The following is a 24,717-nucleotide window of genomic DNA, read 5'->3' as shown; positions in this document are numbered from 1 at the left end:
TCTTTATTGGTGTTATTGCTGTTTATGGTGAGAGAAAATGTAATTTAGGATAAATTAGAGGTCGATAATAGAAAAAAATCATTACGTACTATATAAGGAGGGAAGTTACTTTGGCAGCAGGTGTGTATGGGAAAATCGAAGCATTTGAGTATTTAAATACTCAAAAAAGTGAACTCTATCGACCACTTATGAGGCATCTCTACGAAAAACAAATGAGCATTCAGTATTTTAACACTAGCCTTGAGCAGTTATATGATTGGTTAAAAGAAGAGAAATATGTTGATGAAGAGTTTACCAAATCTGAGTTAGAAGAAGCATTAAGAAGTTTAGAACGTTGGGGAAATGTAAAAGTTAAACAGGATAATGACACAGGACCTACTATTGAAGAATACATAAATAAAAGGTATCTATATCAAATTACAACGATAGGGAAATCTATTGAAGAATTTGTTATAAAAATAGATGAATTCGATGAATCCATTACTGGTTCATTGGACAGTTATGCTTTTAAAAAGTTATTAAAAGCGCTATCCGACTTTAGAGAGTCAGAGCCAGAATATTTAAGCGCTGAATACGTTCAAGTAAGGTGGAATGAGGTTTTTAAAACGTTCCAATCATTAAGCGGTAATTCTAGCAGTTATTTAGCACTTCTTCAATCTGCTCAAGAATTTGATCTGTTTAAAGTTGAATATTTCATGAATTTCAAAGATAAATTCATCCAATACCTAGGTAACTTTGTGAATGAACTAAACCGCCAGAGAGGAAGAATAGTTCGACAATTAAAATTAATAGATGATGCTCATGTAAATAAATATGTCGAGCAAATTGTGGAATTACGGAAAGTAAACAGTTGGTTTGATGAGACCTTTGATGAAGAGCGATTCAAACTTATCCAACGAAACAAGTGGAGCGAACTAAAGTATTGGTTTATAGGCCGTGATGGTGAGGTTAGTGAAGTGGAAATGGTATCGAAAAAGACCAAAGAAGCTGTCACGATGATTAGTCGTTACGCCAATAGATTAAGTGAAATTCAGAGCGTGGTTAGAAGTAGGAAGGACGACTTTAGGACACTTGCTAGATGGTTTTCTGAAACGACTAATGTTGATGAGGCACATAGGATATATGCGTCTGCTTTTGGGGTAGCTGGCAGTAGAAAAATCCAAGGGGATAAACGAATCATGGATAGCGAACAAGAAGAATTGTGGTATCAGCCAGATAGAGAATACATAACGCCCAACCAAACCAATAGGGGTCCGAGAAAAGAAAAACGTAAGAGTACGATACGCAGGGATAAAGAAGCACAAAAAGAGATATTCGAGAAGAAGTTAGCTCGTTATAAATATGAAGAACAAGAAATTAAGAAGTTAATTCGAGATGGAAAAATCCTTTTAAAAGAATTAGAAAATATAGAGCCGTTTCAGCGCAAAATCATATTGAAGTGGATCAAAAGAAATTGCAACCCTATTTTCAAAAAACAAACTCACGCCAATCAATACGCTAGAACTCAAACAGGTCTTGAATATACCTTTAGATATTGTTCTGATGACCGTGTGGTTTTAAATAGCACAGACGGAACACTTAAAGGGTATGATATTGAAATCGTGTTTAAGGAGAATCAAGTGCGATGAGTGAGGCTTATCATAAGGCGGTAACATTGCTTTTAGAACAATATATTTTGGAAAGAAAATATTATCCTGAGGAATATCGAACGATTTTACGATATGAACGAAAAATCAGGAAGTTCTTCTCTGAAAACTTTGGTTACAAGTTCTTTGTTGGCACGGAGAGTGTCAAACTTGAGAAAGTGCCGGCTACTGTTAAAGGTTGGATGGGTTTTCAAGATGAACTTAAGTCCCCCTTGGATTATATGTACTTAATGGCGGTTTTTTCTTATTTGGAAAACAAAACTCCAGAAGAAATGTTTTTAATTGGGGAACTTGCCGAAGAAGTGAGGGAATTTTTGAAAGGGAAAAGTGATGACGAAGAGATATATGATGTGGATTGGAAAAATCGAAGCCAACGCTTAAGTTTTGTTTGGGCGTTAAAGTTATGCCAAAATTTAGATTTAGTAAAATTACTAGATGGTTCTGAGGATGATTTCAAAGATTCGGAGGATGCGAGAGTGCTCTATCGATCTACAGATTTAATTAAGTACTATTCTCGTGCGTTATCTAATCCGATAGCAGAGTATCTCCATTATGAAGATTTACTCCAAGATGGACTAAGCAAAGATGAAATCAAGCATAGTTTAATGAGAAAACTATACTTTCAACCGGTATTATATATTGATGATTTAACGGAAAATGAAAAGAAGTATATCTCCGAGAGAGGTCAAGCGGAAAGGATTGAACAACTTATCGAGGAAAACACACTTTTTTATTTGGAACGGTATCGAGATGTTTGGCTGCTCGTTTCAGAGAATACGTATAATTTCGTTCATCAATTTCCAAAGACACAAATTTCGTCGGAAGGGATAGCTGTTCTTCATCTTGCTACGATTGTGAAAGAGGAAGTTAGTCAAGGTAGTTTGCTAAAGGGTTCCTACGTCTTAGAGTTAAGTTATTCTCAATATGAAGAAATATTGTTGAAAACAAAAGAGCGCTTTAGTTTAGGATGGTCTAATAAATTGAACCAATTAACTCTAAGAAGTTTGGGGGAATTATTGTTAGGTTTTATGGAAGAATGGGAACTTGCACAATTTAATAAGGAAACGTATCAAGTAAAACTTTACTCTCCGTTGGTTCGTCGAACAGGGAGATACTCTAAAGAGGTTGATGAGGGATTAAAAGAAGCAAAGGAGGAGGATTATGGCCATGGTGAATAATACGTTGACGGATAAGTGGATACCTTCAAGGGCAGGATTTATAAACTATTGGTTTTATGAGGAAGAAATCTACGATTTTGAAAAAGGAAATATTTTGTTTGGTGGAAATAACGGTCACGGAAAATCGGTAACTATGCAACACTTATTACCACTTCTATTGGACGGTAAAAAAGACCCGTGGCGATTGGACCCATTTGGTAGCAAACACAAAAGAATTAAAGACTATATGTTCTTAGATGGGGAAGAATTCGATACCACAAAAATTGCTTATATCTTCATGGAATATAAAAAGAGATTCTCTGATGAATACATAACGACTGGGATTGGGATTCGCTTTAAAAATGAAAGCGAGATGGAGTCATGGGGTTATGTTGTGAAAAACAAACGAGTCAATATAGATTTCAGATTGGTGAAGGAAGCAGGAAAAGATTATGATGGCAAAGATACCTTTCTTGTATTAAATAAAGAAGAATTGAAGGCTGTGATAAAAGAATTGAATGGTTCCTTTTCTGAAAACCCGAAACAGTATGCAGAAGATGTAAATAAACATATGTTCAAATTTAAGGATATCTCCTTATTTAATGACCTTACTGACCTCATCATACAGGTTCGTAAGCCGAAGCTTGGAAATGATTTTAAGCCTTCGATATTAAGTAATTTGTTATCTGAGTCTTTATCGGAAGTACCACATAAAGATTTATCTAATACCGCTTCAACGATGAGAGATATTGATGAGCGGCAAAAAAAAATCAGTAAGCATCAAAAAGATTTAAAATTAATAGAAGGACTCGCTAATGCTTATAATGTATTCCAGGAAGTAGCTCTAAGAGAAGTTACGAAAAAGTATTCGTTAGCAAGAGAAGACCAGACCAAATTGGAACTTAAAGTTCAAGACAAACATAAGGTATTGAAGAGGAATCAGGAAGAGCTTCAAAAAGTAAAATCTACAATTAATAAGAAGAAAGAATTATTGAACCTCAGTAAAACCGAGTTGAGCATGTTATCTAGCCACGAAGTTCGCTCTTTATCAACTGAGAAAAATGAGAATATAAGACTTCGACAAGATAGTATTACGAAGCTTTCTTCAAAACAAAAAAGATTAGAAGAGAAGAAAGAACAAGAAATAAGGATTAGAGATAAAGTTAAGTATCTAAAAGATTCTATCTATATAAATAAAAAGGAGTCTTATGAGGATTTGGAGGAGCTGAAGTATACAGCTGAGGAAGTGGAATTTAAAGAAGGTGTAACATTTGAAACGGCTGTACATGCCGTGTTGAATGATGAAAAGCGAGATACGGACTTCTTCAAAAGTTGGAACATTCGCATAGATAGCCATATTATCTTAATTAGAGACATTATTAATGTCATTTCCGATGAAGAGCACTATAGAAAAGAGCTCAATACTGTGAATAAGGAATTCGAGGAGATCCATAATCTAATCGGGGAAATGGAAGATGAAGTTAAGAAATTGGAAGAAGCGCTAAACCAATCAAAAGAAACGTATCAAGTCTTATTTGGTGAATGGCTGAACGAAAACGATGAATATGTATTAAATGAGACAGATATCGGTGAAATGGTAGGAGATATTGATGACTTCTATAAGTATACCGAGTCTACTCCGCAGCGTTTTGAGGAAAAGCTAAAAAATACGTTGCATGAATTAAAATCGGAGATGTTGCAGGAGAAAAGTGAGTTAAAATTCAGGTGGAATAATTTGGGTGATGAGCAAAAAGCATTAAAAAAAGAATTGAGCGAATGGGGAAATAAAAGGGAACCTGAGCCCGAGAGGAGAAAGGAAACGGAAGAAGTTCGTAAACAGTTGACGAGAGCTCAGGTGCCATTTGTGCCGTTTTACGAAGCGGTGGATTTCAAAGGAAATCTCTCTGACTTTGAAAAAGAACGCATTGAATCTGCCCTTATTGAGATGGGGATTCTTGATAGTCTGATAGTACCTCATGATTACTTAGGACATGTGCAGCACAATGATTCCGTGATTGTTCCTAAAGAACTGCCAATGCAATTACAGAACTTAACTGAAGTGTTTGATGTGGTGTTACCGAATGATACGAAAATTACTACCAAAGAAGTAGAAGATGTCTTGAAGAGTATTTCATTGGAAGAGCACGGAAACTTCTCTTTTGTAACTAAGAGCGGTTACTATCAACATGGTATAGTTATTGGCCATGCAGTTCAAAATGAATATGCCAAGTACATCGGAAAAGAGTCTAGGAAACGTTTCAAAGAGGCTAAAATCGCTGAATTAATAGCTGTATTGAAGGGAAATGAAGAAGAGCTTGAAAGCCTAACCATTGAAATGGAAGAATTAGAAGCTCGTAAAAGCGTGTTGGTTGAGGAGTATAGTAATAGACCATCACTCAGCGAAATTATCAATAATAAGAAGGAGATTGATGAAAAGAATACCCACATAAAAATTAAGCGCGAAGACAGGAATAAGTTAGACAAGAAAAGAGAGAACATTAATATCCAATATCGTAGAAGAAAAAATGAGCGCATTCAATTGACCAAAGATTTCTCTTGTAAACCTGATTTGGATACATTTAAGAAATTCCAAATTACGAGCGATGGCTATAAGAATGAAGTGATGATGTTCAAAAGTAAATTAGAAGCCACATTATATATGCAAAACAATTTGGGGTCGGAAAAAGATAGAGAGGAAGACATTGCTCATGAAATACAAGAAGCAATTGATGAAATTTCAGATACAGAAAAAGAAATTCGGAAATATGAGCACCACATAAAAGTGATTGACGACCTGCTTAGAGATTTAGACGCTGAAAGTATAGAAATCCAGATACTGGATCTTGAAAATAAGATAGAAACATTGGAAGAAGAAATAGATAACTTAAAAGCTAAGCCGGAGTTAATAGAGGCGTCGATAACTGATACATCATCTGAAATCAATTACATTGAGGAAGAATTGGTTTTTAGCAACCAATTCTTGCGGACTAGAGAAGCTATATTTAAAGCTCATTTACGATTATCTGGTCGGAACACAGAAGACCATCTAGATGTATTGGATGAGATACTGGGAAGTGGAGAGGTGTTTTACCAAGGGGACCCTGAAAAGAAAGAAAAACTGCATACGGTAAATTCAGCGAAGACGTTACTGGTGAATGAGTACTCTAAAGCAAATGCGAGCGGACTAGAGGATTACATTCTAAAACAAATAGATAGAAACTTAAATGTCAATGTAGACTATCTAGACGCCTACAATGGTAAATATCTAGATAAAATCACCTTGTTAGAAGACGATCTCTCTCGTTCAGATATAGAAGTTATTTCAAATGGTGAAAAAAGAAATCCGCTTGAATTTAAGGAATATTTAGAGAAAGAAGTAGAGAGTAAGCAGAAAATCCTTCGTCGAGATGAAGAGGATATGTTAAAGCGGTTGGTTATTGATGATTTAGGAAAAGAAATTAAGAATCTTATTAGTAAAGCGAAACAATGGGAAAAAGACATTAATGAAATCATGAGTTTAAAAGATGAAGTAAAACTTCGAATTAGTTGGCAACCTAAAGAGAAAAGTGCGTCTGACGGGAAAGATACTCTATCTACCAGAAGGTTGGTCAGTCTTTTGGATAGAGATGTAGATACATTAAAAGATGAGGATTTTGATGCATTAGTGCGTCATTTTTCGGTGAAGATCGAAGAGGCGAAGACGCAATTGAATAAAGGCGATGATAACCGCACAAGAACGTTAGAAGAGGCTCTCCGTTATACCGTAGACTACAGAAAGTGGTATTATTTCAAGATATACATCACACTAAAAGGAGAATCTGAAGTTGTTCTCGATACAGATAAATTCTCCAAGTTAAGCGGTGGTCAGAGAGCTATGGCAATTTATATCCCGTTGTTTTCGGCGGTATGTTCAAAATATAAACAAGCAAGTCTTGAAGCACCACAAATCATTGCACTAGATGAAGCATTCGCCGGTGTTGACGAGGAAAACATTGAAGAGATGTTTGCGTTGATGGAAGAAATGGGATTCAACTACATCTTAACCTCTCAAGCGTTATGGGGAGATTATCCAAGCGTACCTGGAATAGCTATTTATCAACTGGATTTGGATAAAACTACAAAGCAGCTTACACCGATGCCTTATGTGTGGAATGGGAAACAAATATTTGAGAACGAGAAAATATTGAAACATAGACATGGATTAACCGATGAGAGTTTCCTTAGTCCAGATGAAAAGGAAGAAATAGAAATGCGTAAGGAATGGGAAAAACTGCTGAGGTGATGTAAATGGATGAACGTACTTACAAAGAAGCAGTAGAACATTTTAAGCAGAAAGGATTCCTTAGGCTTTTTCTTCTTTTTAAGGAAAAAATCGAGAGTTTGAATGCAATTGGTGGAACTGTTAAACTAATTTATCCTACGGAAATAGAAATAGAAAAAATAGGACGTTGGTTGGGTATTCAATATGAAGCAGGGAAAACCATGACAGTGGGTTTAAAAAAGTTTGAAAAACGGTTTGAGGGAACGAGATTTGAAGGTGTTTCATTGTGGCATTTAATTGAATGTGTGCAGGGGGCTCCGTTAATTTCAAAGAAAGAACGATTGAAAAATGAAGTGAAAATGCGTCTTGCTTTTTTTGACTCGCTAAAGAGCAAATATCCTCATGATAATGTTGAATTGGTTATAGAGGCAGTTAAAAACAAGATAACAGGTACCAAGATTTTTACGGTGCTATATAATCAAGAATCATATGGTGAAGTAGAATTGTTAGTCAAAGGTATTTATCTTTTGCCAGGAAAAGCGGAAAGGCTTTCTGTATTTGTTGAAAGAGTGACTGGCAATCCTCATTACTTTGACGGGAGTCAAAAACTCATCACAACATTAGAGTTATTGAGAAGCTTGCTAGAATGTGACGAATATCGCTCAGAACTAAATGTGAAAGAAGAAAATGAACTTCTTGCTTTTTTCAAACTAGCAAAAGATGATTTGCATAATTTTGTAACGTGTTATGGATTGCGAGCTGAAAAAGAAGGAGTAGATATGCTTCAATGGAGATATGCTTGCGAAGAACGGTCTACGCAAAATATATCTTTAAGAGAAATGATGAAGATTTCAAAAGTGTACCCCTCTGTAGGGAAAAAGGTGTTTATATTAGAAAATTCAGGCGTATATTCTGGTTTAATGGATGAATTAAAAGATAACTTAGTTCCACTGGTTTGTACGCATGGTGAATTTAAATTGTCAGGTATATTATTAGTTGAACGCTTAGTAGAAAGTGATTGTGAAATTTATTATGCTGGAGATTTAGATGTAAAGGGTTTGCAGATGGCTTACCGTCTTAAAAAGAAATATTCGAAGCATATTCACTATTGGAGAATGAATAAAGCGGATTATGAACATGCTGTATCGGATACATCACTATTAAATAAACCCCATCTCTTAGAAACGATAGCGGACGAGGAGTTAAATGACTTAGTAAAGGAATTACAAATATCGGGCAAAGCAGGGTTTCAAGAGAAATTGATTCCGTTCTATTTAGAAGATATAAATAAACAAAAGAAGTAGCTTTTTTACCGCTTTTTATTAGAGAGCGTAAAATACTTTGTGTAAATAGAAAAGGAAGACCTGTCGTTGTTGAATGAAGTCACCAAAATACCATTCAAAAATAGGGTGCGGTATAAGTTTTGTGAGTTATGATGAACAGAATAGACAGACCCCTGGCAAAGTAATGAATACACCGATTAAGTATGGTGTCCGCTTAGTTGATGTATATAATACGCTGGACAAGACAGCATTTTCGTCTTTGAGGAAACGGAAAAGTGACAGTCAGCGCACGCTGCAAAGATGTATTAAAGCCGCTCCCATATTTGGACTACTCAAGAGGCGTATGACTTCGTAATGAATGAATTGAATAAACGATTTCGTACTTACTGAGAAATTATTTTTAGTTCTTTTCTTAAGCTTGAGTATACAGGAACCGCAATCAAAAATTGGGTTTTAGTAATTAATTTTAATGTCATTACAAGGTACAAACTTTAATGTTACAGGGAATTATAAGAGTTTTTCTTGCGAACCCAATATAATGTAACTTATAAAAGAGGACAAAAAATCAAAAATGCTTGATATTACTGTATTTTTCAAGAACCAACTTTAATGTAATCGAACAATCCTGTTCAGTTGTTAGTTGACATTAGAGTAAGTAAATTTACATTAGACTTGGTAAAAAGTATAAAGTTTTTCTTTGCGATTAAAGTCATGTTAATAAGTCGAGTGAAATTCAGGTATGCACATCTGTTTTTCCTCGGCTTATTTTTATTTTCAAGCCATATATTTATTGAAACAAAGTGTTAGGTGAAATATTGTCTGTTACATAAATTTACCAGAGTGGAAATTAGGCACTCTGCAATTGCCAAACCCCGCCACAAGCTCTATCAGAGTCGAGGCGGGGTTTAACGGTATAACGTACTCTTTAACTTCTATGGTTCCTCATTTGCAAACATCTCCAACGTAGCTATAAGAATGTCTTTCTTTTCAATATAGTAGTCTGCATATGGAGAACCTATTAGATTCATACCTTGAATCATTGAACAAAAATCATAAACAGGTACAGGGCGTCCGATTCCTAGGGCAGCACCTACTGTCGATAATAATGCCAGTAAACGAACCGGGTTCCATTCCCATTCCAAGAGTTGAAGAAGTTGGATGGCACTAGAAGCTCTTTTCGTTTGCTCGAGCGTATATACTTCGGGGAATCGCCCATCCGTCTTGTAGGCATGGAAAAACTCGTTGTAGTAAGCTTCTGCTGCGAAATCGATATCGCGGTACATTTCTCTAAAATCCATGTAAGGTTGACTTTCATTCTTCATTACTGCCACACCAACCTTTCTTATAGGATGAAGTCATTGTATCAGGAAAAATTGATAGTAATAGAGTAAAAACAAACCTCAACCCTCACAATTATGTGAGCGAAGGGGGGGGTATTTCAGTTTATATGAAATGAGAATATTCACACGGAAGAGTAAGTAGACATCCTAATCAAGGGGGGCCCAGATGGAGAAAGACATTACTACGTAGCAAAAGACTCTGTGGTAAATGCTGGATTTGCAAATATCAATGAATTTCCCGCCATTAGAATGATGTATGATGATCACCTGAAAACTCCTCATTTCGTATCTCTGCTATGTCCCAAAAAGAATCCCCCAATATTAAAGCCGGTAATCCTTAGCGTACAAGATACCGGCGTTTTAGTGTTACTGAGGTGTTTTTAAGTTACTTTGCAGTCTGTGTCAGTGTGACATTTTGCTTTGGTACTCCGCTCTTCGTAAAAAATCAACGGCACGGTCAGGGAAGTCCGTAAACACCCCATCAACTCCTGCTGTGAAGTAGAACTGATCGAGCAGCTCCTCGAAGCTTGCTGCATAGGCAGGGATTTGTCCTTCATCCGCTCGGAAGGTGTATGGATGCACTTCCAGGTCAGCTTCATGAGCCTCTTTGACAAGATTGGTAATGATCAGGTGGTCTCTCGTCGACTCTTCTTTAATGATCATCGGCTTCCATGGCCCTACGCCGTCTGCGTATTTCGCAATTTCTTTCATCGCCCCTTTTTCAAACATCCAATCGTAGTTGTAGGGAACTGCCTTACCGTTTTCATAGATCATGGTTTCGTTCCAGCCGGTTTCTGCCATGAGCTGTACAAGCTTCACGTTCATATTCAATTGTGGATAGAGTTCCGTGCGAATCCGTTTTGCTTCATTGGGGTCGAAAGTCTGTATGTACGCTTTGTCATTCTTGGACACATAGCCGTACTTTTTCAACACCTGCAGCACTGCGAGGCTGATGTCCTTTCCTTCGTGTCTGTGGAACCAAGGAGCTTTGATCTCTGAATAGATCCCTACGTTACGACCTGTGCTTTTGTTCATACCCTGGATCAGTTCAATCTCTTCTTCCAGGGTGTGAACATTGAAGCTGGATTTCCAGAGAGGGAAGCGATCCGGATAGTCTTGCACCTGCTTGCCGTTTTCCACTGTGAAGACCTCTGTTGTTTTCAGTTTCTTGATCTCGTCAAGAGCGAAATCAATAACGTAGTACCTGCCGTCTTTTCGTTTTCGATCAGGATAGACCTCCGCTACATTGGTTACGCTGTCCAGATAATGGTCGTGCATGATGAGCAGTTTGTTGTCCTTTGTCATGACCACGTCTTGTTCGATGTAGTCGACTCCCATCGCGTAAGCCATCGCTTTTGCGGGCAGCGTATGTTCCGGCAAGTATGCGCTCGCTCCGCGGTGGGCGATGACAATCTTATCCGCTTCGGCAAAGGATATGCTTCCAAAGCTTGTTGTAATAGCGAGAGCGGCTACCAGGGATGTAACCAGTTTTTTCATGTTCTTCCTCCTCCATTTGGATGAAAAAAAGATCCACAAATTTCATTGGTAGGTTATACCATACCAAATGAAATATTGTGAATCTCCTGATCTCCATCACAAAAATATTATATTGTTTACTAATGTAAGGGATAAAGAAAGCGCTGTCAATAAATTGTTGGCGGCTGCCCTCTTAAAGCAGAAATTTAATATTCCATAACGAAAATTTCTCTTTCACGGCAGCGTCTTTCCTCCCTACAAAAAACAGCAAGGCTGATCGCAGGACCAACCTTGCTGTTTTTCCGTCATCACGAAATACAAATTACAACTTCACAGGCTCTCCTGCGAATACTTCCAATTCCATGGCTCCTGCAAAAAAGGAAGGAGCTTCCTTCACAAAAGCCTGAAAATGAGCGCTTGCATTGTGGGCCGCTACTGCGGCAGCGTCCTGCCACTTTTCTACCATGGTGTAGTGATATTCTTGCTCTGTGCTTTTCAGAAGGGTGTATCCTACATTGCCTTCTTCAGCTTGGCTTGCAGCAACTAGGACTTTGGCCGCTTGAAGGAAGGCTTCTTCCTGTGCGGGTATCACTTGCAGATGGGCATGTATAATAAGCATGGTTTTCTCCCTTTCTTTCAACGAATTTGAATTATTTCCAGGTTGTCACTGTCTCAACAGGGAGACGGTAAGAGGGGTGTCCTTCCTTGGCTGCTTTCCCGATACTGATCAGCATGATCGGTTGATAGCGATCCTTGTCCAAATCAAACGCTTCTGCTATTTGATCCTTTTCATAGCCGCCGATAGGGTTCGTGTCATAGCCGAATGAACGGGCAACCAGCATCAATTGCATGGATACGAGACCGGCATCGATAAAATTGACATCCCGCAGGTCAGAAGCTGGTATATTGGCGTAATAAGGCTTTACGGCTTTCAGCTGCATGTCCTTCACTTCCTGCGGCATGTATCCGAGCTCGACAGCTTTTCCAAATATCTCATCCATATATTCCGCATTATCCATGTCGACGAAGACGGCAATGACCGCGGAAGAGGTGAGTACCTGCGTTTTGTTGAAGCGTGCCAGCTCTGCAAGCTTTTCTTTCTCTTCTTGACTTTCGATAACCACAAAGCGCCAAGGCTGCATGTTGACTGAAGATGGAGCGCGTGTGGCTCCCGCTAGAATTTCAATCATTTCCTCGCGGCTGATTTTTATTTCAGGATCATAAAGTTTGACGGAATGACGACCAAACGTGATTTCACGAAAATCATTTGTTCTTTGTACGGTATTTATCATGTAAAAACAGACTCCTTTCTTGAACAATCAAATGTTGTTTTGCATCCGTTTGAGAAAATCAGTTAAGACCTGCGTTTCATCCTCGCTGAAGCCTTCCAGAATCTGCTGGATGAAATTTCGTTTCTCGCTTTTGTACCCTTCAATCCGATGATGTCCTTCTTCGGATAGACGAACGAAGGTTTCGCGGTTATCATTTGGATTTTTGTGTCGGGTCACCATGCGATCCGCTTCCAGTTGCTTCAGGTGGCGTGTAATGGCAGCACTGTCGATATTGATGTGCTTTTGTAGCTGGGACTGATTGATTTCGTTGCATTCACAAAGGATTTGCAAGATCGCGAGACGAGTAGAGCTGATTCCGGTACAGCGTTCGAACTTGGGACTTATTTTATTGGTTAATCCGATGAGCAGATTCAGTATTTGCTCCTCTTCAAATTCCTTGCGTGTCATGAAAAATGCCTCCCGGGGGCAATATGAATAGGAACTCAGTCATATATCCTCAAGCAATGACAACATACAGTCAGTTGAGCATGATAACTTGATAATATTTGACGCATCAATAATTGATACGTCAATTAATATAACATCTTATTTCATCGTTTGCAACATATGATCCCCGCAAAAGTCGCTGAGTTAACGGATGGATAGAAGGTACCGGTAAAAGTGGAGTTTAGCAAATAGGATAAAATCTTATGAGGGAACAAAGGATAGAGGTTGTTCGTTCAAGAAAAACAGCGGCAGTCTAGGTGGTTCTTTCGACCTAGTCCGTCGCTGTTTTCATTGATTATGGATTTCCATACTTGTAACGACTTTCTTCCTCTCGATCCACTTGACGGAGACAAAGTAGGCAACCAAGAGAACCAATGCTCCAAACAGATAAGGCAAATTGATTTGAACATCGAACAGAATACCGGCAAGTAGGGGTCCGAAAATATTCCCCAGACTCATATAAGCGTTGTTCATTCCAGCTACGAATCCCTGTTCTTCCCCGGCTCTCTTGGAGAGAAGCGTATTGATCGTTGGCCGCAAGATGTTGTTACAAGTGAAAAACAGCATCGTGATGAACATCACATACAGAAAATTGCCCGAGAATATCAGAAAGACAAGCGAGAGTGAAGACAACAGCAATGTGTAATTGATAGTCGTTTTTTCCCCGAAGCGTCGAATGAGCCTAGTCGTCAGCATAATTTGATTGAACGTGCCAATCAAAGAACATACCGTAAACAAGATGGCGATGTCACGGGTGGTAAAGCCATAGCTCTGAACAACGTAGAGAGGGTAAATCGCTTCAAAGTGGGTAAGGCCGAAGGTAATGGCGAAGACAAGGAATAGCAGAACAAAAAAACGAGATTTGATTGATAAGGCAAGCTGCAGGAAAACGTTGGGCTTTTTTTCCTTGGATTGCTGTCGTGCCAAACGCTTTTCCAACGGAAGCGACTCAGGCAAAAAGATCATGCTGCCGATCATCGCTAGAACACCGATGCACGCAGAAGCGTAAAAAGGCGCACGCATGCCATACTCAGCGAGCAATCCTCCGACACCTGGCCCGATGATAAAACCGGAGGACATGGACGCACCTATATACGACATGACTTTGGTACGCTGCTCGTTCGTTGTAATATCCGCTGCATAAGCCATGATGGATGGTACCAAAGCGGCAGAGCCGGCACCACCGATAAAGCGTGACACGAACAAAAGCAGCAAATCGTCAGCGATGGCTGCCGTGAGGTTGGAAAGAGCGAACAAGCTCAGTCCGAGGACAATCATCGGCTTTCGACCGGACTTATCCGCGATGTTTCCGGCAATGGGCGAAAAAAGAAACTGAGTGAGCCCAAAGCAGGAGACCAGATAACCGGCTGCTTGTCCGCCAGCGCCAAATTCATTCAGAAACTGCGGCAAGACCGGAATGACGAGTCCGATGCCGAGCATCGCGAGAAACATGTTAACTAATAGCAGTGGAAATGATGAATGGGTAGACATGAATTTTTTCTCCTTTGCTTCTGAAAAAAGCAGTCCGCCTTACTTGTTCGTCATGGTTTGCTTCCATATTGCGAATGGATTTTTGGCCACATCTTCATTCTTCAGGTGCAAGATCGGCAATGCTTGTTTTTCATAAGGAAGCGCCAGTTGTTCATAAACGTATTTGGTGCTCATTCCTATCTCTGCGGCATCTTTCTCGGTGTAGGCATAATAAACGGTTTTAGCGCCTGTCCAGTAGATCGCAGCGAGACACATGGGGCAAGGCTGTCCGCTGGCGTATACTTCGCAGCCTTCGAGCGAAGGGCTGTCCAATGTTTTACATGCTTCCCGAATGGCCTGCATTTCAGCATGAGCCGTCACGTCATGGGTGGCGAGCACATCGTTTACTCCCGTTCCAATCACTTTTCCGTCTTTTACAATGACCGCGCCAAAAGGTTTGCCTTTATTCTTCAAGGTGTTTTCGTACGCCAATTCGATTGCCTGCTGCATGAATGGATTTGCTTTCACAGCGATCTCCTCCTCGGAGCATGCTTACACTCCTTTTGTACTGCATGTCCCTATGCTACTATGGGAGCATCTATATGAAAAATATTAATGATATTCGTGTTGCTAATGTTTTTCGTATATCAAAAAGGGGTCGCTTCTAATGGATATCAAGCAACTGCGCTATTTCATAGCAATTGCAGAAGAGAAAAAAATATCGGCAGCCGCGAAAAAACTCCATATGGCTCAGCCTCCTTTAAGCCAACAGCTGAAAAACCTTGAGCAGTATCTGGGGGTTGATTTGGTAATCCGGCATCCAAAAGGGTTGGAGTTGACGGAAGCGGGTGTCAACCTGTACAAGCACGCACAAAAAATCGTGAAATATATGGAAGAGTCACGATTGGAGGTGAAAGAAATCGGTGTGGGAGCGCGCGGGAAATTGAGTATCGGGGTCAACACGCTTTCTTCCGACATACTAGCTGCTGAACTACGGAAATATAAGGAGCGGTATCCGCACATCACCTATAAAATTCAGCAAAACGAGTCAGCTCAGCTCTGCAAGATGGTAAAGGAAAGGTTGATAGAGCTGGCGATTGTACGCTTCCCGCTTGAACTCGATGATTTTTCCGTCATGCCATTGAAAAAAGAACCTTTTTACTTTGTTTCGTCTGCGCAGGATGATCGGCATTCTTCTGCGATCAGATTTGAAGAGATGCAAGCCTATCCGCTGATTTTGCCGAGTACCGAAGGATTAGGGGTGTACCACATGATCTTGGAGGAATTTAGCCGCCGCCAATTGGAAGTAAATCTGTTGTCCGAATGCTCGGATATCCCCATGTTGTTGGAACTGGTCTCATCGGGTTTCGGAGCGACGATTGTACCCGAGGTCGTGCTGAAAATGCACAAGGGACATGAACTGAAAGTAACCAGGATTGATGACAAGCATTTGAGTGCCGCATCGGGCATCATCTGGCTAAAGGATCACTACCTTTCCATGGCGGCAAGGAATTTTATTGAGCAAATCAAGCAGTAGAACGTTGTGTTTGTAACCTATTAGACTGGTGGCCGACTTAGCTGAAGCCATGTAATTACTACTGTTTCTCTGGAAAAATCCACTTCTCACCATAACTCCTTATTAGGGGAACGTTTTCAATAGTTTCTTCTAATTCAACAGATTCAACACTGCTTACCGTCCCTGTAATAGACTGAATTGTTTCACATGGTAATCAGCTACTATATCACATGGATAGGTGGGCTTTTTTTATTTACCATTGTAACGCTAATTTGTTAGCAATCTCCATAATAACTAGCATGCGTTTAAACTTCCAAAATAAAGGGAAAGGGTCTGTAGAGTTATAATCATAAGGAGAGATATCATTGCGCTATTTTATCTGGTTATTTCGTATCGTCATGCTATTAGTGGTTTTTAAAACAGGTTCAGACCTCAGTGGCTTACAAAGTAGTTACCGCTTTAATGTAGAACTTGGGGCTAATACTTCTGCTGTTCAAGCGACCCAACTTTCAAATGAGTATTTGTTAAAAGCCGTTAGTCAGCTTGGTATATTGGTGTGTGCTTTTATGGGGTACATCGTATTTGAATTTATGGCTCGACCAATAAGGCATTCAGAAAAGAAGGTCGAAAAGAAATTAGAAAGGACAGCTCCTGCTGTTGCTGCACCTACTCAAAAAAAGTAAGATAACACAAAGCCCACAAATTTGGGCTTTTTTATTTATTGTTACGTAATTTTGTCTGACCTCTCTTAACTTGGTTGCCGCCGGTCTTTCCACTCGTCAATCTCCCTCGGATCGATCTCGAGAACTTCGCAAATGTGCAAAGCTATCGTGACGGTCCTTAGAGTGTAAGATTTTTTCTCTATTTAGTAGAGGGGATGGTAATCCGGTGAGCTGGATACTAGGAAGGAGTCCTGAAAAAACTGGTTATTCATGCCATAAAAAAAGAAGGATAAAAATCACAACGATTTTCATCCTTCTTTTTGCTATTTTAATGATTTTTAACTACTTCCTGCCCCCGCACATTCCACGTAAGGGCAAAAACAAAAGCAGCCAATACGCACGAAGCTGTCAGCAACATAAATCCTGCATCCCAGCCGGATTTATCAACGATAACCCCCATCAATGCATTCGCTGTGACTGTACCGCCCAGGTAACCAAACAGACCGGTCAGCCCTGCAGCGGTTCCGGCAGCCTTTTTCGGAACAAAATCAAGGGCTTGCAAACCAATCAGCATGACTGGACCGTAAATCAGGAAACCGATAGCGATCAGGCAAATCATATCGACCACGGAATTTCCAGGTGGGTTGAACCAGTAGACCAGAACAGCGATCAATACGCCGAGCATAAAGACAAACCCTGCGGGTCCACGGCGGCCCTTGAACAATTTATCGGACAGCCAGCCGCACAGGAGCGTTCCCGGGATACCTGCCCATTCGTACAGGAAGTAGGCAACGCTCGACTTGTTCATATCAAAGCCTTTTTCCTCGCTCAAATAGGTTGGCGCCCAGTCCAGAACGCCGTAACGGACGAAGTAGACGAAGATGTTGGCAATCGCGATTGCCCAAACCCATTTATTGTTCAACACATATTTGAAAAGGATTTCTTTTGTGGAGAATTCTGTTTCAAACGTTTTCTTCGCCTTGTTTGGATAGTCATTGCGATATTCTTCAATAGGCGGCAGGCCGGCTGACTGCGGAGTATCGCGAATTAAGAAATACGTAATGAATGCAAAGACAATGGCAACCAGAGCAGGCAGGATAAACACGCCTTCATACCCGGAAGCGGTATTACCCGAAAGCCCGGTGAACATCGCTGCACCTGCAACAGCGAGAGGGGCCATCAAGCCTCCGCCAACGTTATGGGCTACATTCCAAATGGCTGTTTTGTTTCCTCTTTCACTTACACTAAACCAGTGTACGAGGACACGCCCGGATGGAGGCCAGCCCATTCCCTGGAACCAACCGTTCAGGAACAGCATTACAAACATGATCGTGACGGATGAGGTGAAGTACGGAACAACGCCCATCAGCAAACTAATAAGTGCAGAAAGAATCAAACCGGCAGGTAAGAACATTCGCGGGTTGCTTCGGTCTGAAAAAATGGCCATTACGAACTTGCTGATCCCGTAGGAAATCGAAATGGCGGATAACGCAAAACCGAGCTCTGTTTTTGTATATCCTTCTTCAATCAAATAAGGCATGGCGAGCGAGAAGTTTTTGCGGATGAGATAGTACGCCGCATAACCGATGAAGATTCCGAGAAACACCTGAAGCCTGAGCTTTTTATACTCAGAATCAATTTGTTCGTCAGGTAATCTGTCAATAGGCGGTGCAGGCTTAAACAGTTTGAGCATCTTATTCCTCCCCCTAAATCATTTCTAACAAGGATGGCGATACAGTAAAAAAACCCATACCTTAATGGCGCTTTCAAAAATGAAAGTGCCAAAAAGTATGAGTCTCCGAATCTCCATCATAGTTAACTTGTCGTAAGTGTATTCTATTATTCTGTGAAAACGTTGTCAATGATGTTGTTTTGGGTTATTTTACCATAACCAACAAAGCGATAAATTCCTTTGCCGGGGAAAGATGCTTGTTATTGTAATATACATAGTTGATTCCGCGTTGAAACGTAGCCCTTCTAATCGGAAAGGAGGTTTTTTTATGTGTATATTAATCAAAAAATACATCTTTTCCAAATATAAGGATATCTTTATATTAGCTCATCTGTATGAGGGGGTAAGCAAAGATGTAAAGGACACTCTTTTTTTATTACAAGTAAAAATGAAGGAGGATTTGTTTGATGTATTTGATAAGAAAAACAGGATTTTTGGTAGTACTGTCGCTTATCTTAATCTTTTCTATATTCCCGCAGTCTTCTAACGCCATGACACCGTGGACTCCCAACACCGTATACAAGTTAGGAGACGTGGTTACTTATCAAGGGCAAGATTACAAATGTACATTTGCCCATACATCGCTTGTCGGATGGGAACCGCCCAACGTACCGACACTGTGGCAACTGCAAGGTCCCTCTGCTCCCGATACCATTCCACCTACGTCCCCCGCAAATCTTGGTGAAGTAGGGAAATCAAGTAGTTCGGTCAGCTTATCTTGGTCAGCTTCTACGGATAACATAGCTGTTCAGGAGTATCTCGTCTACAACGGAGATACACTCGCTGGTACATCGAATACAACATCCTATACCGTGACTGGGCTTCTAGCAAATACGACTTATTCATTCAAGATACAGGCAAAAGATGCCGCAGGCAATGTATCCCCACCCAGCGCCTCGATAACGGTAACAACTTTAGCTAAATCCCCAACGGAACCGGTGTCCAAAAGAGTTTTGATTGGCTACTGGCATAATTTTGACAATGGATCTACGGTACTCAAGCTAAGAGATGTCTCAGATAAATACGATGTAATCAATGTTGCGTTCGCAGAACCAGTCGGTAGCGATCATGCGACAATGGGATTCGTGCCGTTCAATGCATCCATTGAGGAATTTAAGTCGGATATCGCCTTTTTGAAATCAAAGGGGAAGAAGGTCCTCATCTCGATTGGCGGAGCGAATGGTACAGTCGAGCTGACGACGGAAGCTGCCAAACAAAATTTTATTACCTCGATGACCTCGATCATTCAAACGTATGGTTTTGATGGTATGGACATTGATCTGGAAGGAAGCTCCCTGTCGCTAAATGCGGGGGATACTGATTTTAGAAATCCGACAACGCCTAAAATTATAAACTTAATCTCAGCGACTCAGACGATCACGAATACATTTGGCCCATCTTTCATTTTGACAATGGCGCCAGAAACGGCTTATGTCCAAGGAGGTTACGCTTCCTATGGTGGGCCGTGGGGCGCTTATCTGCCTGTGATTCATGCCCTTCGCGATCGAATGAATTATATCCACGTCCAACACTATAATTCTGGAGCACTAGAAGCATTAGATGGTCGTACGTATCAACAAGGAACGGCTGATTTCCAAGTAGCGATGGCAGAAATGCTATTGAAAGGATTCCCTATCGGGCGTAATCCTAACAACATGTTTCCAGCCTTGAGGGAGAACCAAGTCGCTATCGGGTTGCCTTCTGCTCCAAGCGCTGCCGGGGGAGGGTATACGTCTCCTGCCGATATCCAGAAAGCCCTTCAATATTTGGTAAAGGGCACGTCTTTTGGAGGAACTTACAAACTCCAAAATCCAGCTGGTTATCCGCAGTTCCAAGGAGTTATGACCTGGTCTATCAACTGGGATGCTAGAAATAACTATTCGTTTGCCAATAATGTTCGCACTTCGCTTGATGCACTGAACCAGTAATGACGGAATCTTTGAAAAAACCCACCCGCTCTCACGGGTGGGTGTCATTGTTATTATGCGAGTTAGATCTGAGTACGACTATCCTTTATAAGTAAGGATATAAAAGTCTGATGTAGCGGTTGTAATGACCCAACCTGGAGGAATCGGAGTCGATTTTGAAATCGTTCTTGTAGCTCCAAAATTAACATTAGTGATTCCTGATACTTTACGAGAATCGGTTGATTTATTTTGAAGTAACGTTTCCTGAGAAGAGGTTGTGAGTTCAGCAGCTTAACGGTTTTGGTTTTTCACTATCCTTTCTGGTAGTAGCTATCAATAAAGTGCGTACTATTTTTTTGCGTGAACTCCTTTTATTCTAACCTTACTTTCAGTAAAGGAGAGAATCAAATGACTCATGTCAAAACCTACAATCACGGTGTCGCTTGGGAAGAAGGTTTCGGCCTCACACAAGGTTATAGCGTCCATGGTACCATCTACATTTCGGGGCAATTTTCTCACGATATGCAGGGTGCATTCGTTGGCGAGGGCGATTTCGAGGCACAAACCCGGCAGACGTTGGAGAACCTCGATCGCGTGCTGGCGGGATTTGATGTTACGAAGTCGAACATCGCTGAGATGGAGATCTTTCTGACTAATCCGCAAGAGCATTTCGAGCAGTGCGTCGGTCTGTACAAAGAGTATGTGGGCGACCATCGTCCGGCCGGTACCCTCATCGGCGTGTCTGGTCTTGCGTTTCCTCACCAACTGATTGAAATCCGCGCCGTCGCACACACCGACTAACTCGGTTACGGCGGTTGGGCACAGCAACACCTAGTAAAAGGAAGAGTGTGATTAAGCAAAAACAAACCCTGTAACGGCAAACTCATCTTGCTGTTACAGGGTTATTCATTCTGCCACTACCTACGTAAGCACAGCCTGCTTCTGAAATCCACTCATAATCCCAATCAACATCTCTTTATCCATCTGCAATTCGCTTTGACCCACTTTTTGCAGCAGTTTCTTGGTGTTGCGATTCGGGAAAGAGATACTCCGCTTCCAATATGAATGGAACAAGCTCATAGATGCATTAAAGGTCTTCTCTTCTTCTGATAACAGCTCGTCTGTTTCAAATGGAACAGGAACTAGATTCGGAAAATCCAAGACTTCTTTGATGCAATCCACTACGAGCTGTTGGGTAGGGGGAACAGGATTGGTAGCGTGATAGATTTCCTTATGCTCGCCATGGGTAAGTGCAGCGAGCAAGACAGAAGAGACATAATCAACCGGAACGAGGTTCGAGTTCACGTCGACATCCACCAAAATCCGGTACTTTTGATTTTCCCAGCCTTCTGCTCGGGACGCTCTTCTTTTCAGCACGCGAAGACCTTTTAATAATCCATACAAGCCAAAATTGGTATCGGCTTCGCCCGTTTTAGAATCACCGATAATGATCGACGGCCTGACAATGATGGTCTCCATTTTGTCGCTGTAGGAGAAGACGAGATGCTCCGCCAAGCATTTTGTCTCTTCGTAGTTGTTTACGAAGGAGCGTTCCGGGTTGTACAGCGCTTCTTTTCCTTCTGTTTCGGTGCCGATGGTATAAGCCGTACTCACATAGATAAAGCGGGGCGAGCCAATGGCTTCTGCGAATTGTAATGTATTTTTTGTTCCCTCAACATTTACCTCGTACGTCTGTGGTTTCTGAGCGGGATCGAAGGACAGGTATGCGGCAATATGGTACATCGCATCTATTTTTTGGTTGAGCTGTCCCAGATCATTTTCAGAGACGCCCAAGCCTTTTTTCGAAACATCACCTAGTAAAATATGTACCCGTGCCCGGTGTTTTTCGGCAAAGCTATGCAACAAATCGCTTGCCTTTTTTTCATTTCGAGCGAGTAAGTAAAGGGTATGACCCTCGTTTAATAGATCTTGGGATAGTTTTTTTCCGAGAAAACCTGTTGCTCCGGTTACAAGGATATTCATATGGTTAACCAGCTCCGTATGTTTGGTAGGTAGGGAGTTACTGAAATATCAATAATTCATTATATGATGAAAAATGCAGCTGTGACGAGTGCGGATGAAACGGTATCGTGAACAACTAGGTAGTTTCAAACAACTGTTTAACAGCCACATGAATAGCCATTTCCCCGGATTTCCCGGTATTTTCCTCTGAAAACGACCAATCGATAGTACTTATTTAATGCCGTGAAGTTTCAAATAGATACTAACAGGGAAAATATACTTTGCAGAAAAGCCCATGTGGAAAAGGTGGGCATAGGTATGAATCTGGCCTAATAGGAACGCGCCTTCTGACGACCGGTGAGGCGTTGTTTGGGCTGCAACTCGTTATTCTATTTCACTAGAGAGGAGTCATCACAGATGATTAAGAAAATGATTACTAGTTATAAAGCATCGCTATCCAAGCAGATCCTATTTTTTCTCGTCTTGCTTATTGTTGTTCCCTCTGTCGTTCTGAGCTTGACCTTAACACAACTGGCGCGCAACCAGTTAGAGCGCGAATTGTTGTCCCAAGTCGAATCGGTTACCACGATGATTACACAAGTACTCAATAATTCGTACCAGGATTATTCTGTTACGATCGATAGCTTTGCGGATGTTCAAGTTCCGCTGGGGCAAAATGCGGATACGTATATCTATGATCGCATCCGCAATATAGAGAAAGACATCGACAATGTTTTGGCTGCGTTCATGTACTACGACAATCGATACTACAACTCGGCGAAAAAGGAAATTGATCCGACTACTCGCGATTGGTACAAGCAAGCGATGCAGCATAAGGGGCAGGTCATTGTGACGCCACCTTATATCGACGCGGTGAGCGGAAGTTACGTGATTACGTTTGCCAAGACGCTCTCGGACGGTACAGGAGTAGCGGGAATCGACGTTTCTATCGATCACTTAAACGAGCTGGTAAAGACGTACAAGATCGGAGAAAAGGGATATGTCAGCTTGTTCGATCAGAATAACGTGACACTGTCGCATCCGCGATTCCCACAAGGCAAGCCGCTTGAAGACGTGCGCTTCCAAGTGATGCGTGATCAAGAGCAGGGTTCTTTCGAAATGGATGATGACGAGCTTCGTGAATATTATTATTTCAACAAGCAAAATTCGCTCGGATTGAATGTCGTTTCCGTGATTGATTGGAGTGAAATCAATCAAAAAACGGGGCCACTGTTGCGGACTTCGTTCTTGTTCATCGTACTATTGCTTGCCCTCATTGCCCTGTTCGTTTGGATATTCATGAAACGCACGGTGCGACCAATCCTACAATTGAAGCAACTGACCGACTCGATCGCGCAGGGGGATTTGACAGTCCGGTCTATCGAGAGTGGAAGAACGGATGAGATAGGGCAGCTGCAATCCAACTTCAATACGATGTCGCAATCGTTGTCCGATGTCCTGCGTCAAATTACCGATCATTCCGAACAAATCTCTGCTTCCTCCCAGCATTTGTCTGCGAATTCGGAGGAGAACGTGCAAACGATTGAACAAGTGGCTACTTCCATGCAAGAAATAGCGTCCATGTCTTCCGATATGAATCGGAGTATAGATACCGTGAAGCAATCGGCGACTCAAGCGCAACAGGAGCTGGATGAAGCCATCCGCATCCTGCGTGAGAGCACGGAAATGTCGCAGGTCATCACCAGTCTGGCCAATACCGGAGAGGAGTCCCTTGGAGCGGCGAGACAACAGGTGAATATGATCGTGGAGCATTCCACTCGTTCAAAAGATGAGATGGAGGAGTTGAAACGGGTTGCTGGAGAAATTAGCGGGGTGACGAATTTCATCCAAGATATCGCCTCTCAGACGAATTTGCTAGCGTTGAATGCAGCTATTGAAGCGGCACGTGCCGGGCAAGAAGGCCGCGGGTTCGCTGTCGTCGCTGATGAGGTACGCAAGCTGGCTGATCAGACAGGTGCTGCTGCTGAAAAGATCGACAGTCTGATCGGCGAGGTTCAGAATCGCGTCCTTCACATGGTAAGACGCACGGAGGAAGGCGTGGATTCTGCTACAGCGGGAAGTGATTTGACACAATCGGTTGAGCAGCGTTTTACGGAGATGAATGAGGCCATTAACCGCATTGATGCGCACCTCGCGCGAGTAGCCCGCGTCAGCGAAGGGTTGATGCATTCAAATACAGCGATGCTTGTAGCCTTTGGTGAATCGAGCGCCATGAGCCAAGCCACTGCACAAGAGGTCGACCAAGTCGCAGCGGCCAGTGAAGAACAGAATGCTTCGATGGAGGAAGTGGCGGCTTCGGCAGGGCATCTTGCCAACATTGCTGAAGAGTTGCAGTCATTGGTGCAGCGTTTTAAATTGGAGCGCTAACTGTAGTTGTAGTGATAAAGAGAAAGAAGACCAACATATGTTGGTCTTCAGGTTGTAGATAAACACTACTTTTTGTTTCAAGACAAAATTAGACTTGTGTGGAGTTAGGTCCGAAGGACAAAAATAAGATAGCGTTTCC

General features: G+C 41.4%; 18 protein-coding genes. 9 read left to right on the top strand and 9 right to left on the bottom strand.

The annotated features are described in order from the left end of the window. The first annotated feature begins 110 nt into the window (after nt 1–110). Genes ACFVS2_RS33565 through ACFVS2_RS33550 form a run of 4 tightly spaced genes read left to right on the top strand, consistent with a single transcriptional unit; the run spans nt 111 to nt 8,368 of the window. The gene (locus ACFVS2_RS33565; RefSeq protein ID WP_390240895.1) at nt 111–1,628 is read left to right on the top strand and encodes a TIGR02677 family protein; all 1,518 of its coding nucleotides are present in this window, start codon (nt 111–113) and stop codon (nt 1,626–1,628) included. Further along, a complete protein-coding gene (locus ACFVS2_RS33560) occupies nt 1,625–2,824 on the top strand; it encodes a TIGR02678 family protein (RefSeq protein ID WP_390240893.1) in 1,200 nt (399 codons plus the stop codon). Before ACFVS2_RS33565 ends, ACFVS2_RS33560 begins: the two co-directional genes overlap by 4 nt. Beyond that, nucleotides 2,808–7,085 carry a TIGR02680 family protein gene (locus ACFVS2_RS33555; protein WP_390240891.1) on the top strand — a complete coding sequence of 1,426 codons (4,278 nt, stop codon included), beginning with the start codon at nt 2,808–2,810 and terminating at the stop codon, nt 7,083–7,085. The genes ACFVS2_RS33560 and ACFVS2_RS33555 overlap by 17 nt, the downstream gene beginning before the upstream one ends. Nucleotides 7,086–7,090: 5 nt before the next feature. Further along, complete coding sequence (locus tag ACFVS2_RS33550; RefSeq protein WP_390240889.1) at nt 7,091–8,368, top strand: DUF2399 domain-containing protein; 1,278 nt, start codon at nt 7,091–7,093, stop codon at nt 8,366–8,368. A 911-nt stretch (nt 8,369–9,279) separates the two neighbouring features. Here the strand turns inward: ACFVS2_RS33550 and ACFVS2_RS33545 are convergent. The 7 genes from ACFVS2_RS33545 to ACFVS2_RS33515 form a co-directional block, all read right to left on the bottom strand. After that, on the bottom strand, nt 9,280–9,669 hold the full coding sequence (locus tag ACFVS2_RS33545) for a hypothetical protein (protein WP_390240887.1): 390 nt from the start codon (nt 9,667–9,669) through the stop codon (nt 9,280–9,282). A gap of 420 nt (nt 9,670–10,089) precedes the next feature. Next, nucleotides 10,090–11,184 carry a glycerophosphodiester phosphodiesterase gene (glpQ, locus tag ACFVS2_RS33540; RefSeq protein ID WP_390240885.1) on the bottom strand — a complete coding sequence of 365 codons (1,095 nt, stop codon included), beginning with the start codon at nt 11,182–11,184 and terminating at the stop codon, nt 10,090–10,092. 301 nt (nt 11,185–11,485) lie between these two features. After that, complete coding sequence (locus ACFVS2_RS33535; RefSeq protein WP_390240883.1) at nt 11,486–11,782, bottom strand: putative quinol monooxygenase; 297 nt, start codon at nt 11,780–11,782, stop codon at nt 11,486–11,488. 31 nt (nt 11,783–11,813) lie between these two features. After that, nucleotides 11,814–12,455: a nitroreductase family protein gene (locus tag ACFVS2_RS33530; RefSeq protein ID WP_390240881.1), complete on the bottom strand. Its 642-nt coding sequence runs from the start codon at nt 12,453–12,455 to the stop codon at nt 11,814–11,816. 27 nt (nt 12,456–12,482) lie between these two features. Further along, the gene (locus ACFVS2_RS33525; RefSeq protein WP_390240879.1) at nt 12,483–12,902 is read right to left on the bottom strand and encodes a MarR family winged helix-turn-helix transcriptional regulator; all 420 of its coding nucleotides are present in this window, start codon (nt 12,900–12,902) and stop codon (nt 12,483–12,485) included. Between the two features lie 327 nt (nt 12,903–13,229). Continuing rightward, entirely contained in the window at nt 13,230–14,432 is a 1,203-nt protein-coding gene (locus tag ACFVS2_RS33520) for an MFS transporter (protein WP_390240877.1), read from the bottom strand. Between the two features lie 39 nt (nt 14,433–14,471). Further along, complete coding sequence (locus ACFVS2_RS33515; RefSeq protein WP_390240875.1) at nt 14,472–14,939, bottom strand: nucleoside deaminase; 468 nt, start codon at nt 14,937–14,939, stop codon at nt 14,472–14,474. Between the two features lie 139 nt (nt 14,940–15,078). Between ACFVS2_RS33515 and ACFVS2_RS33510 the strand changes: the two genes are divergently transcribed. Continuing rightward, nucleotides 15,079–15,948: a LysR family transcriptional regulator gene (locus ACFVS2_RS33510; protein WP_390240873.1), complete on the top strand. Its 870-nt coding sequence runs from the start codon at nt 15,079–15,081 to the stop codon at nt 15,946–15,948. 344 nt (nt 15,949–16,292) lie between these two features. Beyond that, nucleotides 16,293–16,610 (top strand): hypothetical protein, encoded by a 318-nt coding sequence (locus ACFVS2_RS33505; RefSeq protein WP_173621387.1) that lies wholly within the window; start codon nt 16,293–16,295, stop codon nt 16,608–16,610. A 307-nt stretch (nt 16,611–16,917) separates the two neighbouring features. Here ACFVS2_RS33505 and glpT read toward each other — a convergent pair whose 3' ends face one another. Beyond that, entirely contained in the window at nt 16,918–18,282 is a 1,365-nt protein-coding gene (glpT, locus tag ACFVS2_RS33500) for a glycerol-3-phosphate transporter (RefSeq protein WP_173621386.1), read from the bottom strand. A 446-nt stretch (nt 18,283–18,728) separates the two neighbouring features. Here glpT and ACFVS2_RS33495 point away from each other — a divergent pair, with 446 nt between their 5' ends. Both ACFVS2_RS33495 and ACFVS2_RS33490 read left to right on the top strand, forming a co-directional pair. Then, nucleotides 18,729–20,249, top strand: a complete 1,521-nt coding sequence (locus tag ACFVS2_RS33495; protein WP_390240870.1) for a chitinase — start codon at nt 18,729–18,731, stop codon at nt 20,247–20,249. Between the two features lie 387 nt (nt 20,250–20,636). Beyond that, on the top strand, nt 20,637–21,029 hold the full coding sequence (locus ACFVS2_RS33490) for a RidA family protein (protein ID WP_390240868.1): 393 nt from the start codon (nt 20,637–20,639) through the stop codon (nt 21,027–21,029). Nucleotides 21,030–21,149: 120 nt separating this feature from the next. On the opposite strand, the gene ACFVS2_RS33485 is transcribed toward ACFVS2_RS33490, so the two are convergent. After that, nucleotides 21,150–22,211, bottom strand: coding sequence for an SDR family oxidoreductase (locus ACFVS2_RS33485; protein ID WP_390240866.1), 1,062 nt, complete (start codon nt 22,209–22,211; stop codon nt 21,150–21,152). A gap of 396 nt (nt 22,212–22,607) precedes the next feature. Here ACFVS2_RS33485 and ACFVS2_RS33480 point away from each other — a divergent pair, with 396 nt between their 5' ends. After that, nucleotides 22,608–24,578: a methyl-accepting chemotaxis protein gene (locus ACFVS2_RS33480; protein ID WP_390240864.1), complete on the top strand. Its 1,971-nt coding sequence runs from the start codon at nt 22,608–22,610 to the stop codon at nt 24,576–24,578. The last annotated feature ends 139 nt before the right edge of the window (nt 24,579–24,717 follow it).

This window comes from Brevibacillus sp. NPDC058079 (assembly GCF_042885155.1).
GTDB lineage: Bacteria > Bacillota > Bacilli > Brevibacillales > Brevibacillaceae > Brevibacillus.
Note: the sequence above shows the minus strand (reverse complement) of the source record. Positions and strands in the feature narration are given on the sequence as shown.

Coding starts and splice junctions, on each gene's coding strand:
- ACFVS2_RS33545 (WP_390240887.1), bottom strand. CDS start 9,669: ATGAAGAATGAAAGTCAACCTTACATGGATTTTAGAGAAATGTACCGC.
- ACFVS2_RS33560 (WP_390240893.1), top strand. CDS start 1,625: ATGAGTGAGGCTTATCATAAGGCGGTAACATTGCTTTTAGAACAATAT.
- ACFVS2_RS33520 (WP_390240877.1), bottom strand. CDS start 14,432: ATGTCTACCCATTCATCATTTCCACTGCTATTAGTTAACATGTTTCTC.
- ACFVS2_RS33555 (WP_390240891.1), top strand. CDS start 2,808: ATGGCCATGGTGAATAATACGTTGACGGATAAGTGGATACCTTCAAGG.
- ACFVS2_RS33490 (WP_390240868.1), top strand. CDS start 20,637: ATGACTCATGTCAAAACCTACAATCACGGTGTCGCTTGGGAAGAAGGT.
- glpT (WP_173621386.1), bottom strand. CDS start 18,282: ATGCTCAAACTGTTTAAGCCTGCACCGCCTATTGACAGATTACCTGAC.
- glpQ (WP_390240885.1), bottom strand. CDS start 11,184: ATGAAAAAACTGGTTACATCCCTGGTAGCCGCTCTCGCTATTACAACA.
- ACFVS2_RS33480 (WP_390240864.1), top strand. CDS start 22,608: ATGATTAAGAAAATGATTACTAGTTATAAAGCATCGCTATCCAAGCAG.
- ACFVS2_RS33495 (WP_390240870.1), top strand. CDS start 18,729: ATGTATTTGATAAGAAAAACAGGATTTTTGGTAGTACTGTCGCTTATC.
- ACFVS2_RS33485 (WP_390240866.1), bottom strand. CDS start 22,211: ATGAATATCCTTGTAACCGGAGCAACAGGTTTTCTCGGAAAAAAACTA.
- ACFVS2_RS33510 (WP_390240873.1), top strand. CDS start 15,079: ATGGATATCAAGCAACTGCGCTATTTCATAGCAATTGCAGAAGAGAAA.
- ACFVS2_RS33550 (WP_390240889.1), top strand. CDS start 7,091: ATGGATGAACGTACTTACAAAGAAGCAGTAGAACATTTTAAGCAGAAA.
- ACFVS2_RS33535 (WP_390240883.1), bottom strand. CDS start 11,782: ATGCTTATTATACATGCCCATCTGCAAGTGATACCCGCACAGGAAGAA.
- ACFVS2_RS33525 (WP_390240879.1), bottom strand. CDS start 12,902: ATGACACGCAAGGAATTTGAAGAGGAGCAAATACTGAATCTGCTCATC.
- ACFVS2_RS33530 (WP_390240881.1), bottom strand. CDS start 12,455: ATGATAAATACCGTACAAAGAACAAATGATTTTCGTGAAATCACGTTT.